Here is a 14,194-nt window from a genome sequence, read left to right on the forward strand (position 1 = left end):
GGCTTGCAAAGGTACGCAATAAACTGCGTTATTTTATAGAACTTAATGACTGAAGCGTTGTATCTCGATAGCTTCTACTTATAGGGATAACGGTTTTATCTATAGTGATGTGCTCATTTGTGTAGCTATCTATTTTTTGCACAGCAACTACGTATGAGCGATGGGTTCTTAAGAATTGTTTTGTGGGCAATTTTTCTATAGCAGATGATAGTGTCTCTCGGGTAACAATAATCTCATCGTTCGTGTGAATTTTTAGATAGTCACCTAGACTTTCTATATAAAGAATACTGTTAAAGTCTACCTTCACCATTTTACGGTCAGATCTAAAAAATGTAAAGGTATCTGTAATTGTTTTTTGCGCTGGCTTATCTACTTCGTTATAAAATTTTTGTAGGGCCTTCATTAATCTTTCTAATGAGATAGGTTTAAGTAGGTAGTCTACAGCTTGAAGATCAAAACCATCTATGGCATACTCACGGTAAGCGGTGGTAAAAATAATCTTAGTATTACCTTGTATTGCTCTGGCAAACATAAGACCTGTGACCTCCGGCATATTTATGTCTAAAAATACAAGGTCTACATCGTAAGCACTTAGAGCGCTAAAACCCTGTGCGGCATTTTTACAAGAGGCTACCACGCTTATTTGTTCAATTTTTGAAAGGTGACTTTCTAAAATCTCACGCGCCATAGGTTCGTCATCTATTATGATTGCATTGTACGTTCTCATTGATCTAATGTAATGTTTACATCTAGGTAAAACCAGTTGTCTTTGTGCTCACTTGTGAGTGTGTATCTCTGTGGATAAAGCACATCAAGTCTTTTTTTACTGTTTTTAAGCCCGAGACCGTGATTAAGCGTGTTGTTTTGAGCAGCTTTTACTGTATTTTTTATTGTAAAATGTAATCGCTTATCTACCACCTCAAGATGTATGTTTATAATAAGGAACTCATCAATAGGCCCTCCGTGTTTAAAAGCATTTTCTACAAAGGCGATAAATAACATAGGCGGGACTTGAATATCTCTCTGTATGTTTTTTGTAAAGTTGACACTTAGAGACTCCCTAAAACGCACCTGCTCAAGACCTATATAAGAATCTATATATCCAGTCTCTTCAGATATGGCAACGGTCTTTTTCTTTATTTGATTAAGTGAGTAGTCTAGTAAATTAGATAATTTGAGAATCAGGTCTGGAGTGTGCTTAGATTCTTTCAGGGCCGCTCCATAAATCGTATTAAGTGTGTTAAATAAAAAGTGTGGGTGTATTTGCTCTTTAAGGTAATGGAGTTCCTTTTCTTTAAGTAGTAATTGCCCTTCTAGTATTTTATTTTCTAATACACTATTGCGATGTATTGCCTTGTAGTTGTATTTGAGCAGTTGTGCAAGTGAGACTAATCCAGCCACGAGGTACACGAGTATGAAAACAAAAACAAAGTTGCGCGTGAGCAAGGGCATTTGCTTCATATCATAATTAGATAAGAAGATAAAGTTTATGAAGGTGATGATAATTATTAAAAAAAGTGAGCCTACTACAGTGTATAATAGGTATGCAGTAAAAACAATATATCTCTTTCTGAGAAGGAAACGTGGTATTAGATAGTATGCAATAATGTAGGTTACTACGATAGTAATAGGTAAGAGGCTAGTTGCAAAGTGTATGACAAATTGATCATTATCTGCCGCATAGCTAAAGAAATAAATGTAAAATAACCATACTAATACCCATAGTATAATATGTATAGGGAAGTAAATGGTTTTTTTAAGCAAAGATGCTAGCATCTCACAAAGATGACAAAAAAATGATAGCCCTTATTTATTTTGAGATGAATAACGCTTTATATGCTGTCTATAACCTAACAGGCTGGTGGTTATTCGTTGACGGATTTTAAATTGCTATATTGGAAGTATAAACTGGTGCTCGTCGCAAATAATATTAAGAAGTGTTTTATCTCTTTAGATTTACATCACATTAATCTTAAAAACTAAAGTTATGTCACAAATTATCGATCGTATTAATGAAGGAGGGCCATTATTTATGGTGCCTATTTTACTTGTTTTACTTGCAGTACTAGTCTTATTTATTCTAGCTCTTGTAGGTAAAAAGCGTGTAAGAAATACACTAGAGCTCATAGGTCATCTCAGTCTTTTTGCACTTATGTGGGGACTTCTCGGGTCTACTATAGGTCTTATTACGGCCTTTGATGCTATAGAGGGAAATGGAAATATCTCACAGCCTATGATGGCAGGAGGGCTCAAGGTGGCCTTGCTATGTACCGTTTTTGGGTTGCTATGCTTTGTGATAAGCAGGGTAGTAATGCTTGTGCTTACTATAAAAGCACAGAAGCAAGAAAATTTACCAGTAAGTTAATCTAGAAAGTACCAGTAAGCCCGGCGCGACCTAAGCCTACATTAAATTTCCAAGAAATGCTATTGTTTTTCTTAGAGCCGTCGGGATATACATTTGCCTTGTTCATATAGTTATCTATAGAATCTACAATCACAATACTAAGTGCAGCACTAAGGGCCACATCTGTAAGCCAGTGCGCTCCACCCCATAACCTTTGTAAAGGAGCTATAGAGCCTATAGCATAAATACCAACCTTTACCCAAACATTATCAAATTGCTTTGCTACTGCGTGGGCCATTGTTACAGAAAGAATGGTGTGACCAGAAGGGAATGCTCTAAAACCAGCCTCGCCACTATAAGGATTAAAGCTAAATTTACCTTGACCATTAGTAGGTCTACTTCTTCCTGTTGATGCTTTAAGAAGTGTTTGTAATAATCCAGCGGTTACTGCAGATGAGGTCATTAAAGCTCCAGTACGACGTACTTTTTCATTTTTCGTAAATAACCCAAAAAGATAAGTACCGGCTGTAATTCCATAAGCTACTTGAGGGCTACCTAGTCTCTCTCCAGCTTCATCAAGTACCGTAGGGATATCTTCTCTTCTATCTATAAAATAGTTTTCTACATCATCATCTACAAAGTAGAGGAGCGCAGTACCACCTACAATGGCTCCTGCCACAATAAAGTCATCCTTTTTCCATCGCAGAGGGCCTGTATATGCGTGGCCTATACCTTTAAGCATAACCTTTGTATCGTAAAAAGCAAGTTTTAAAATCCCCAGAGTATCTTGCTCTTGAGAAGGAATAGGTGTTTGTGCTTTACAAAAAACAGAAAATAGGACTACGAGTATGAGTGTATAAGTATATTTCATAACAAGATGTATAGAGGGTGATCTTAATTATAAGATTGTATGTAAGCTTTAATTAAAAAAGCTTCTTTTTTCTTAGTTCAAAATTCTGACCTAGATAAACTTTTCTCACCATCTCATCTGCTGCGAGTTCTTCTGGCTCTCCGTGTTTGAGTATACTTCCTTCAAACATTAGGTAAGTGCGGTCTGTGATAGCCAGCGTTTCTTGCACATTGTGATCTGTGATAAGGATGCCTATATTTTTATTTTTGAGCTGTGCAACGATGCGCTGTATATCTTCTACAGCAACCGGGTCTACACCGGCAAAGGGCTCATCTAGTAATATAAAAGATGGTGAGGTAGCAAGGGCTCTAGCAATTTCTGTACGTCTACGCTCTCCACCAGATAAAAGGTCACCACGGCTTTTACGTATATGCCCTAAGCTAAACTCTTCTATAAGCTCCTCCATCTTATGAAGTTGCTCTTTTTTAGACAGTTTAGTAAGCTGTAAAACGCTTAGTATATTATCTTCTATACTCAGTTTTCTAAAAACAGAAGCTTCTTGCGCTAGGTAGCCTATACCATTTTGCGCCCTTTTATACATAGGGTATTTAGTAATATCTTGCTGGTCTAGGTATATGTTACCGCCATTAGGTTTTACAAGACCCACTATCATATAAAACGACGTAGTCTTCCCGGCTCCGTTAGGCCCTAAGAGACCTACAATTTCACCTTGGTTAACCTCTACAGAAATCCCTTTTACAACCTTTCGGCCTTTGTAAGATTTCATTAAGTTTTCTGCGCGTAGTTTCATATGTAACAAATATACGTATTGTTTAAGCCTTTATTTTAAAGATCTATAACGCTCATTAAGAACAAGCATTGTAGATCTTTGTAACAAAAAAGAAATGCTTATTGATTTCCTTTCTTTTCATCTAGGGCTTCCCAGTACTCATAAGCACGGCGTAGGTGTGGTATTACTATAGTTCCTCCTACAAGAGTGCCTATACTAAGTGTTTCCATCACCTCCTCTTTAGTCACGCCCTCGTCGTGGCAGCTCTCTAAGTGATATTTTACACAGTCATCACAACGTAGCACTGTAGAGGCAACAAGACCTAAAAGTTCTTTTGTCTTTTTGTCTAGAGCACCCGCGGTAAAAGCATTTGTGTCAAGGTTAAAGATGCGCTTTACAATTTTGTTATTGTCTGCGAGTATTTTATCATTCATTTTTGAACGATAGCTATTAAAGTCGTCTATTATATTGTTACTCATAATGTAAGTGGGGGTTTACGCTTTCACGAAAGCGTACAACGATTAATTATTAATAATTTTTGCCTGTTCCTTATGCGAGACCGGCTTTTTTGAGTCGGCGTTTTTCTCTTCTTATTACACCTCTTGAGATAAAAATACTAACCTCGTAAAGGATAATTATAGGTATAGCAACAATGACTTGTGTTGATATATCTGGCGGTGTGATTATGGCCGCCAAAATTAATACAATTACAAGCGCATACTTTCTGTTTTTCTTTAAAAATTCTGGTGTAACTAGGCCTATTTTAGTTAAAAAATACATAATGATAGGTAGCTCAAATATAAAACCAGAAGCTAGGACAGATGCACGCACGAGCCCTATAAATGAGTCTATGTCAAATTCATTTTGAACGGCTTCAGATATTTTAAAAGTGGCAAGGAAGTTTATAGAAAGTGGTGCTACTACAAAGTATCCAAATGCTGCTCCCATAAAGAAAAGCAATGAGGCAACTACTATAAAGCCCTTACTAGATTTGCGCTCATTCTCATATAAGCCTGGTGAGATAAATTTCCAAAATTCATAAAGTATGTATGGAAAACCTATCACAACGCCGGCCATAATGGAGGTCCATATAGCTGCGCTAAACTGTCCTGCAACCTTTCTACTCTGTATGATAAAATCCATATCACCATCTGCAATACATCCTTTTTCGGCCCCAAAGAAGCGTGATATCTCACAAAGTATGTCGTAAGAAACAAAGTTAGGGCTTTGTGGCCCAAAGATGATTTTAAAAAGTGTTCCCTTAAAAATAAAAGCGACTACACCTATAATAACTACTGCTAGGGTTGCCCTTATTAAATGCCATCTTAATTCTTCAAGATGATCCAGAAAGGACATCTCATCTGGGTGTTTTTTTTCTTTTTTTGCCATTATGCGATTCCTTCTTTTATGAGGTCGTGTATATGTACAACGCCAGCATAGTTCCCATCTTTTACGACAAGGAGCTGGCTTATGTTATGTTCTTCTAGAATATCTTTTGCAGCGATTGCCATAGCTGTGTGATTTACAGTTTTTGGATTTTCGCTCATAATCTGTTGAGCTGTAAGGCCTTCTAGTGAGTCGTTTTTTGCAAGCATTCTACGTAGGTCTCCATCTGTGATTATTCCTTGGATAACTCCGTTTAGAACGACGGCGGTTACACCTAGTCTTTTTTTAGAGATTTCAACGATAACCTCTTTAATGCTTGCATCTGGTGTTACTGCAGGGTTTTGGTGTGTGGCACATATATCTTGCACTGTAAGATATAATCGCTTGCCTAGCGCACCTCCTGGGTGATACTTTGCAAAGTCTTTTTCTGTAAAACCTCTTAGATCTAGAAGGGCTACAGCAACGGCATCACCTATAACGAGCTGTGCAGTTGTGCTTGTAGTAGGAGCAAGGTTGTTGGGGCAAGCCTCTTCTTTTACAAAAGCGTGTAAAACATAGTCTGCCTCATTACCTAAAAATGATGTTTTATTTGAAGTAATTGCAATGAGTGTATTCTCAGTTTTTTTAATAAGTGGGACTAAGGCTTTAATCTCTGGTGTTGTACCACTCTTTGAGATACATATTACAATATCATCTATAAGTATACTCCCTAGGTCGCCGTGTATCGCATCTGCCGCGTGCATAAATAGTGCAGGAGTACCTGTACTGTTAAGTGTTGCAACTATTTTTTGAGCTATAATGGCGCTTTTACCTATACCTGTAATAACAACTCTACCCTTTGATGAGTAAATAGCTTGCACTGCTTGAGCAAATTCTTCATCTATAAGAGACGATAGATTTGCAATGGCGGCTTGCTCTATGTTAATGGTTTTCTGTGCGCTAGCAATGATTTGCTGAGTAATGTTCAAAACTTGGTTTTGTTATGATTTGTTTAACGTGGGGAAATTACTATCTTTAGAAAACACAAAGGTATGTAAAAATGCATTTGAATAGATGAAGACAGAACAAATAGACTTACACAAAGAACTTAAGAAATATTTTGGCTTTGGTCAGTTTAAGGGTTTGCAGGAAGAGGTAATAAAAAGCATTGTAGGTGGAAATCACACCTTTGTTATAATGCCTACAGGTGGTGGTAAATCACTCTGTTACCAACTGCCAGCTCTTATAGCAGAGGGAACCGCTATTGTGGTATCTCCTCTCATAGCTCTTATGAAAAATCAAGTAGATGCTTTACGAGGTATCTCACAAGATGAGGGCATTGCCCACGTTTTAAATAGCTCTCTTACAAAAGGAGAGATTAAAACGGTTAAGGAGGATATAGCAAGTGGTGTTACAAAACTGCTGTATGTTGCCCCAGAATCACTTACTAAAGAAGAGAATGTAGAGTTCTTACGCGAGCAGAAAATATCTTTTCTAGCTATAGACGAGGCACACTGTATCTCAGAGTGGGGACACGATTTTAGACCTGAGTATAGAAACCTTAGAAAGATCATAGGAAGAATAGGTGAGGGAATACCTATTATAGCTGTTACGGCAACTGCCACACCAAAAGTGCAAGAAGATATTCTTAAAAACTTAGGTATAACAAATGCAAATACTTTTAAAGCATCCTTTAATAGGCCTAACCTTTATTATGAAGTACGCCCTAAAACAGCACAAGTAGATGCAGATATCATTCGGTTTGTAAAACAAAATGAGGGTAAAAGTGGTATAATCTATTGCCTTGCACGTAAACGTGTAGAAGAGCTTGCCCAAACTTTACAAGTTAATGGTCTTAAAGCAGTGCCTTATCACGCAGGCCTAGATGCAAAGACTAGAGCACGACATCAAGATATGTTCTTAATGGAAGATGTAGATGTTGTGGTTGCAACTATAGCCTTTGGTATGGGTATAGATAAGCCAGATGTGCGTTTTGTAATTCATCACGATATACCTAAGAGTATAGAGAGCTATTATCAAGAAACAGGTCGTGCTGGTCGCGATGGAGGTGAGGGACATTGTCTCGCATTTTATGCCTATAAGGATATTGAGAAGCTTGAGAAGTTTATGAGTGGTAAGCCTGTTGCAGAGCAGGAAATAGGTCACGCACTATTGCAAGAAGTAGTTGCATTTGCAGAGACGAGTATTTCTAGAAGAAAGTTTATCCTTCATTATTTTGGTGAAGAATTTGATAACGCTTCGGGAGAAGGTGGGATGCTAGATGATAATATGCGCAACCCAAAAAAGAAACACGAGGCGCAAGATGAGCTTGTAAAGGTGCTTACAGTTATACGTGATACAAAACAAATATATAAGAGTAAGGAAGTAGTCTTTACTTTAAGAGGAGAAGAAAATGCTATTATCACTTCTCATAAAACACACGAACAAGTATTTTTTGGTATAGGTAAAGATCAAAGCAAAGAATATTGGTTTGCATTAATGCGACAAGCTATTGTTGCTGGCTATATCAAAAAGGATATAGAAACTTATGGCGTTGTAAAAATGACGCCAAAGGGGCTTGCTTTTATAGATAAGCCTGTGTCATTTATGATGACAGATGACCATACCTTTGGGGCAGATGTAGATAATGCTATTATCTCATCTCAAAAGCAAGGGGGAGCAGATAAGAAACTTATGGAAATGCTCAGAGATCTTCGTAAGAAGGTTGCAAAAAAGCTCGATGTGCCACCATTTGTAGTTTTTCAAGATCCATCATTACAAGATATGGCGATAAAGTATCCTATTACGATACAAGAGCTAGGTAACGTGCACGGTGTAGGAGACGGAAAAGCAAAAAAGTACGGTAAGGACTTTGTTAGCCTTATAAAAGCTTATGTAGAAGAAAATGATATTCTTCGTCCAGATGATCTCGTAGTAAAAAGTACAGGTGCAAACAGTGGTCTCAAATTGTATATTATTCAAAACGTAGACCGTAAGTTACCTCTCGATGATCTTGCATCTGCAAAGGGTAAGGAAATGCCAGATTTTATAAAAGAGATGGAAGCCATAGTTTTTAGTGGTACCAGACTCAATATAGACTATTGGATTAATGACATACTTGATGAAGATCAACAAGAAGAGTTACACGATTACTTTATGGAGGCAGAGACAGATAAAATAGATGTCGCTATGGAAGAGTTTGATGGTGATTATGAAGATGAGGAGCTACGTCTGTATAGAATCAAGTTTATGAGCGAGGTTGCAAACTAGTTATTTGTAACGTGAGGGGTTTAATTACGCTTTCGCGAAAGCGTAACAAAAACCATCTCAACCACATCCACTTTTAGTTACTATAGTTTTTGAAAATATCACGATGCTAAAATTTGTTTACAACATACGACACTATTTTGAAAAACGTGGTTTTTACGTGTCATCTAGACTGGCAGATAGACTAGGAATGCGAGCAAAGAATGTGCGTTTGTTTTTTATCTACGTCTCATTTGCAACCCTAGGTGTTGGTTTTGCCTTGTACTTGACTGTAGCTTTCTGGCTTAAATTAAAGGATCTCATTTATACAAAACGAACTTCTGTTTTTGATCTATGAGACTATTCTCTCTATTTAAACATAAGATTTATCTAGCTGTTATACTTCTTGTAATTACCCTTTTTATAGGTGTTGTAGGGTATAGATTTATTGCAGATTATACTTGGGTAGATGCTATGTATATGACGGTCATAACCATTACCACGGTTGGTTTTGGTGAAGTAGTGCCGCTCACCCCAGAAGCAAAAATTTTTACAATAATACTCATCCTCCTTAGTGTGGTTATAGTTGGTTTTGCCATTACGGTAATTTCAGAATATATATTGAGTAGGAGCTCGTACAATGATTTAATACATAGAAAGGTGCAACAGGAAATAGATAAAATGAATGATCACATTATAGTGTGTGGTTATGGTCGTAATGGTCAAGAGGCTGTGCAAAAATTAATGGCTTATAATAAGCAATTTGTTGTGATTGAGATGGACACAGATATCATAGAGAAGTATGAGTCTGATACAAATATTCACTTTGTAAATGGTAATGCAAATGAAGATGAGACACTGGAAAAAGCCGGTATAGATAGAGCATCTGCTTTACTATGTGCGCTTCCAGAAGATGCAGATAATCTCTTTATTGTTTTAAGTGCAAGGCAGCTTAACAGTACATTAAAAATTATAAGTAGAGCCACGGCAGAAACTTCACAAAAAAAACTCAAACTTGCTGGCGCAGATAATGTGATTATGCCAGATCGCATAGGTGGAGACCATATGGCATCTCTTGTGGTTGTTCCAGATCTTATTGAATTTTTAGACAACTTATCTGTAGTGGGAGAGGAGGATAGTATTAATGTAGAGGAAATAGGTTTTAGCCAGGTATGTCTAGATGGTAAAGAAGCTACTATTAAAGAAATTAACTTACGTTACAGAACTGGGTGTACTATTATAGGATATAGGTCTCCATCTGGTAAGTACATAGTTAACCCTGAGGCAGATATGAGAATAGAAAAAGAGTCTAAACTCATCGTTATAGGAAGACCTGAACAAATCAAAAAACTACACGCTACTTTCGGTATTTAGTAAATGTGTAGGATTTTAAGATACTTTCCTTTGAATAAGGGGCATTTTTTTAGATATTGCTAGCTGAATTTTTATTATAACCAAACACATACATATGATGAAGAAATATCTTCTATTCATTTTATCAGCATTTATTCCATTAATTTCATTTGCACAAAACAATCAAGAAGTAGGAATTGATCAAAAAATTGATCAAGCATTCCAGCCTGTTTCAGATTTCTTTTCTGCTATCGTATTTTTTGAAGTAGCAGGTACACCGTTTGTACTTATATTACTTGTAGCAAGTGCTGCATTTTTTACAATTTACTTTGGTTTTCCAAACATTAGATTTTTCTGGAGAGCTATTCAAACAGTACGTGGTAAATATGAGGATATTGAGAAGCACGGGGCTGCAGAGCTTTATGGTGAAGATGGTATCGCTCAAGGGCAAGATCTTACTAAAGTAGATATTGAAGATCATATTGAAAAGATAGATGATGACCTCGCTATAGATGGCGACATTGTAGACACGATACGTGATGAAAGTTCAGATGGTGAAGTTTCACACTTTCAAGCACTGGCAACAGCAGTTTCTGGAACCGTAGGTAATGGTAACATTGCAGGGGTTGCACTAGCAATCGCATTAGGAGGACCAGGTGCAACATTCTGGATGATAGTTTGTGGTTTACTGGGGATGTCTACAAAATTTGTAGAGTGTACCCTAGGTGTGCAATACAGAGATGTAGGTGAGGATGGTACCGTATATGGAGGGCCTATGTATTACCTTACTAAAGGACTTAAAGCAAAAGGATTTGCAACACTAGGTAAAGTAGCAGCTGTAATCTTTGCAATCTTCTGTATAGGTGGATCTTTTGGTGGAGGTAACGCTGCACAATCTAACCAAGCAACTATTGTACTTAAAGAAATGTTTAATATGACAAGTGCAGCCTCTGGTTTTATAGTAGGTATTGTTCTTGCGATTATAGTAGGTATTATCATCATAGGTGGTATAAAACGTATTGCTCAGGTAACTGAGAAGGTAGTGCCATTTATGGCAATTATGTATGTACTTGCTTGTTTATATATCATACTAAGTAACTTTAGTCTTATAGATGACGCAGTAGCACTTATTGTGCAAGAAGCATTTAACCCTACAGCAATCGGTGTAGGTGGATTTATAGGAGTACTACTAGTTGGATTTAAAAGAGCAGCCTTTTCAAATGAGGCTGGTGCAGGTTCTGCATCTATTGCACACTCTGCAGTACGTACAAAATACTCTGCAAGTGAAGGTCTAGTAGCATTACTAGAGCCGTTTATTGATACAGTACTTATCTGTTCTATGACTGCATTAGTAATTATCATTTTCAACTTTGGAGGATTCTTTGAGTACGGTGGTGATGGTTCTGGAGCAGTATTAATAGGTGGAGAATCTTTTGAGGGAGCAGGTATTACATCAAAGGCTTTTGCAGAGTACATTCCTTACTCTAACGTGTTCTTAACGATAGCAGTTGTACTATTTGCAGTATCAACTATGATTTCTTGGTCTTACTACGGGTTACAGTCTTGGAAATTCCTTTTCGGGCGTGGTAAAGTAGCAGATCTTGTATATAAGATGTTATTCTTAACTTTCGTTGTCGTAGGAGCTTCTGCAAGTATGAATTCAATCTGGGCATTCTCAGATGCAATGATATTTGCAATGGTATTTCCTAATATGGTAGGTCTTTTCTTCTTATTCCCAGTGGTGAAAAAGCAGCTTAAAAGATACCTTGATGCTATAAAGCTTAAGGAGCAAGCTATAGACTAAGATCATATAAAATGAGACTATTTAAATCCCATTTTGTTTACGACAGACGTAAGCGAAATGGGATTTTATTTTTTGCCATACTTTGTCTTGCGTGTCTAGGAGTTATTGCTGTTAGTAAAAATCTTACAGATTCACCCGTATCGCCACTGCAAGAAGATGCTCGTGTGCTTGCTTTTCAAAAAGAAATAGACTCACTTAAAGCGATTGATCTAGAAAGAAGAAAGCCTAAAATTTATCCTTTTAACCCTACATTACTTACAGATTATAATGGGTATAAACTCGGGATGAGTACAGAAGAGATAGATAGAGTAGTACGCTTTCGCGAAAGCGGAAAATGGTTTAACTCTGCAGTAGAGTTTCAGCAAGTCTCAAAAGTATCAGACTCACTACTGGCGCAAATATCTCCTTATTTTAAATGGCCAAAATGGTTGCTAGAGCAACGCAAGAATCCACAAAAGAAAAATAATTATAAGAAGAAGTGGAAAACCGCCGAAGAGAAAGGAATGCTCAATAGCATAACTTATGAAGATTTACTCGCAATAGAGGGCGTAGATGAAAATGCTGCTACTGCTATTATACGACACCGTGATAAGGTGGGAGGTTATCAAGTAGATTTTCAGATTTACAGTGTCTATGGTGTAGATAAATCTATAAAGAGACTTGTGCTTAATCATTATACGGTAAAAAACAAACCAGAAATACGTTTTGTAAACGTAAATACCGCGACAGCATCAGACCTTTCTACCGTTCCATTGCTTAATTTTGATTTGGCAAAAGAAATAGTAGACTATCGTACGCTTAGAGAGGGAATTAACTCACTAGAAGAATTGAAAGATTTGGAGGGTATGACAGACTTCAAATATGACATAATAGCGTTATATTTACAAATAAATTAAAATGTGCTATGATTACCTGCGATATCTTCAGTAAGCAGGGATAAAAATAAGAATATGACAGATATATATATTACAGAGGAACATAACCTCTTTCGCGAAAGCTTAAAAGATTTTCTTCAAAAGGAAGTAGTCCCACACCTTGATAAATGGGAGGAAACTGGACAGATAGAACGTTTTATCTGGAAGAAATTTGGAGATATGGGATTCTTCGGGATTGCTTATCCAGAAGAGTATGGAGGGATGAACCTTGATTTCTTTTATACTGTAATACTACTAGAAGAGTTACAGAAAATTAATAGTGGTGGATTTGCAGCTGCTATATGGGCGCACGCTTATCTAGCAATGACACACCTCAATGCAGAGGGCGATACTAGAATAAAATCTGAATATCTTGCGCCTAGTATCGCTGGTGATAAAATAGGGTGCTTGTGTATTACAGAACCTTTTGGGGGAAGTGATGTGGCTGGTATGCGCACAACAGCTGTAAAAGAAGGTGATCACTACATTATAAATGGATCAAAAACCTTTATTACAAATGGTGTTTACTCAGACTATCTAGTGGTTGCTGCAAAGACGGCACCAGAACTAGGAGGGAAGGGTATGAGTATATTCCTTTTAGATAGAGATATGCCTGGTATTAATGCTACAAAACTTGATAAACTAGGTTGGAGAGCATCAGATACTGGTGAGATTTCTTTTGATAATGTAAAAGTTCCTGCCGAAAATCTAATGGGGGAGGAGAATGCTGGTTTTGGGTACATAATGCAGCACTTTGCATCAGAACGTTTAATTATGGGTATTAATGCACACGCTAGAGCTGAGTATGCTATAGAGTATGCGTTAGGTTATATGAAAGAGCGTACCGCTTTTGGAGTTACAATAGATAAGTTTCAGGCATTACGTCACAAGCTAGCAGAGCGTACTGCAGAGGTGGAGATGTCTAAAGCTTTTAATTATACAGTGGCTCATCGTCTAGGTAATGGCGAGTATGTTGTAAAAGAAGCGACGATGTCTAAGCTTACAGCAACAAAAATTGCAGATGAGGTAATTTATGATTGTTTACAGATGTTAGGAGGTTACGGTTATATGGAAGAATACCCGCTAGCACGTATGTTACGTGATAGTCGCCTAGGTCCAATAGGTGGAGGAACATCTGAAATCTTACGAGAAATCATTGCAAAAATGGTTATCGACAAGAAGACTTACAAGCCTAAAACTGAAGAAATTTCAAAAAAATAAAGGTTACTGTTGCGGGATTGTTTTTTAAGCGTATCTTTGCAGTCTGAAAACCGAATAAGAATTTAAAGAAAGGAGGTCCCACTATGTTAATTATACCAGTAAAAGACGGAGAAAATATAGATAGAGCGCTTAAACGTTTTAAGCGTAAATTTGATCGCACAAAGACTATGCGTAATCTTAGAGAGCGCAAGCAGTTTACAAAGCCTTCTGTAGTAAGAAGACGTGAGATTCAAAAAGCATCATACATTCAAGGAATGAGAGATGCAGAGAATATCTAATATTCATTAATCCGTCGTCACGTATATCG

The 14,194-nt window shown here is 37.2% G+C and carries 15 protein-coding genes; 8 read left to right on the top strand and 7 right to left on the bottom strand.

The features are described from left to right. Positions 1-28 precede the first annotated feature (28 nt). Entirely contained in the window at positions 29-727 is a 699-nt protein-coding gene (locus ACJJVM_RS11975; RefSeq protein WP_405211807.1) for a LytR/AlgR family response regulator transcription factor, read from the bottom strand. Beyond that, on the bottom strand, positions 724-1,776 hold the full coding sequence (locus ACJJVM_RS11980) for a sensor histidine kinase (RefSeq protein ID WP_405211808.1): 1,053 nt from the start codon (positions 1,774-1,776) through the stop codon (positions 724-726). Before ACJJVM_RS11980 ends, ACJJVM_RS11975 begins: the two co-directional genes overlap by 4 nt. Before the next feature lie 211 nt (positions 1,777-1,987). On the opposite strand from ACJJVM_RS11980, the gene ACJJVM_RS11985 reads away from it, so the two are divergent. After that, positions 1,988-2,365 carry a MotA/TolQ/ExbB proton channel family protein gene (locus ACJJVM_RS11985; protein WP_299150700.1) on the top strand — a complete coding sequence of 126 codons (378 nt, stop codon included), beginning with the start codon at positions 1,988-1,990 and terminating at the stop codon, positions 2,363-2,365. A gap of 1 nt (position 2,366) precedes the next feature. Here ACJJVM_RS11985 and ACJJVM_RS11990 read toward each other — a convergent pair whose 3' ends face one another. From ACJJVM_RS11990 to ACJJVM_RS12010, 5 genes are all read right to left on the bottom strand, one after another. Continuing rightward, on the bottom strand, positions 2,367-3,215 hold the full coding sequence (locus tag ACJJVM_RS11990; protein WP_035325205.1) for a phosphatase PAP2 family protein: 849 nt from the start codon (positions 3,213-3,215) through the stop codon (positions 2,367-2,369). A gap of 52 nt (positions 3,216-3,267) precedes the next feature. Then, positions 3,268-4,005 carry an LPS export ABC transporter ATP-binding protein gene (gene lptB, locus ACJJVM_RS11995; protein ID WP_021778455.1) on the bottom strand — a complete coding sequence of 246 codons (738 nt, stop codon included), beginning with the start codon at positions 4,003-4,005 and terminating at the stop codon, positions 3,268-3,270. A gap of 98 nt (positions 4,006-4,103) precedes the next feature. Beyond that, a complete protein-coding gene (locus tag ACJJVM_RS12000) occupies positions 4,104-4,463 on the bottom strand; it encodes a carboxymuconolactone decarboxylase family protein (RefSeq protein WP_021778456.1) in 360 nt (119 codons plus the stop codon). 70 nt (positions 4,464-4,533) lie between these two features. Next, positions 4,534-5,373: a twin-arginine translocase subunit TatC gene (gene tatC, locus ACJJVM_RS12005; RefSeq protein WP_405211809.1), complete on the bottom strand. Its 840-nt coding sequence runs from the start codon at positions 5,371-5,373 to the stop codon at positions 4,534-4,536. Further along, complete coding sequence (locus tag ACJJVM_RS12010) at positions 5,373-6,338, bottom strand: SIS domain-containing protein (RefSeq protein ID WP_021778458.1); 966 nt, start codon at positions 6,336-6,338, stop codon at positions 5,373-5,375. The genes tatC and ACJJVM_RS12010 overlap by 1 nt, the downstream gene beginning before the upstream one ends. An 85-nt stretch (positions 6,339-6,423) precedes the next feature. Between ACJJVM_RS12010 and ACJJVM_RS12015 the strand changes: the two genes are divergently transcribed. The 7 genes from ACJJVM_RS12015 (at position 6,424) to rpsU (ending at position 14,165) form a co-directional block, all read left to right on the top strand. After that, on the top strand, positions 6,424-8,619 hold the full coding sequence (locus ACJJVM_RS12015; RefSeq protein ID WP_405211810.1) for a RecQ family ATP-dependent DNA helicase: 2,196 nt from the start codon (positions 6,424-6,426) through the stop codon (positions 8,617-8,619). A 103-nt stretch (positions 8,620-8,722) separates the two neighbouring features. Next, positions 8,723-8,953: a PspC domain-containing protein gene (locus ACJJVM_RS12020; protein WP_298347893.1), complete on the top strand. Its 231-nt coding sequence runs from the start codon at positions 8,723-8,725 to the stop codon at positions 8,951-8,953. After that, positions 8,950-9,969 (top strand): TrkA family potassium uptake protein, encoded by a 1,020-nt coding sequence (locus ACJJVM_RS12025; protein WP_299150691.1) that lies wholly within the window; start codon positions 8,950-8,952, stop codon positions 9,967-9,969. The genes ACJJVM_RS12020 and ACJJVM_RS12025 overlap by 4 nt, the downstream gene beginning before the upstream one ends. A gap of 97 nt (positions 9,970-10,066) precedes the next feature. Further along, on the top strand, positions 10,067-11,752 hold the full coding sequence (locus ACJJVM_RS12030; RefSeq protein ID WP_298348790.1) for a sodium:alanine symporter family protein: 1,686 nt from the start codon (positions 10,067-10,069) through the stop codon (positions 11,750-11,752). An 11-nt stretch (positions 11,753-11,763) separates the two neighbouring features. Further along, a complete protein-coding gene (locus ACJJVM_RS12035) occupies positions 11,764-12,648 on the top strand; it encodes a ComEA family DNA-binding protein (RefSeq protein ID WP_405211811.1) in 885 nt (294 codons plus the stop codon). A gap of 54 nt (positions 12,649-12,702) precedes the next feature. Further along, the gene (locus ACJJVM_RS12040; protein WP_405211812.1) at positions 12,703-13,887 is read left to right on the top strand and encodes an acyl-CoA dehydrogenase family protein; all 1,185 of its coding nucleotides are present in this window, start codon (positions 12,703-12,705) and stop codon (positions 13,885-13,887) included. Between the two features lie 83 nt (positions 13,888-13,970). Continuing rightward, positions 13,971-14,165: a 30S ribosomal protein S21 gene (rpsU, locus tag ACJJVM_RS12045; RefSeq protein ID WP_013749868.1), complete on the top strand. Its 195-nt coding sequence runs from the start codon at positions 13,971-13,973 to the stop codon at positions 14,163-14,165. The last annotated feature ends 29 nt before the right edge of the window (positions 14,166-14,194 follow it).

Source organism: Dokdonia sp. Asnod2-E02 (assembly GCF_045063915.1).
Taxonomy (GTDB): domain Bacteria; phylum Bacteroidota; class Bacteroidia; order Flavobacteriales; family Flavobacteriaceae; genus Dokdonia.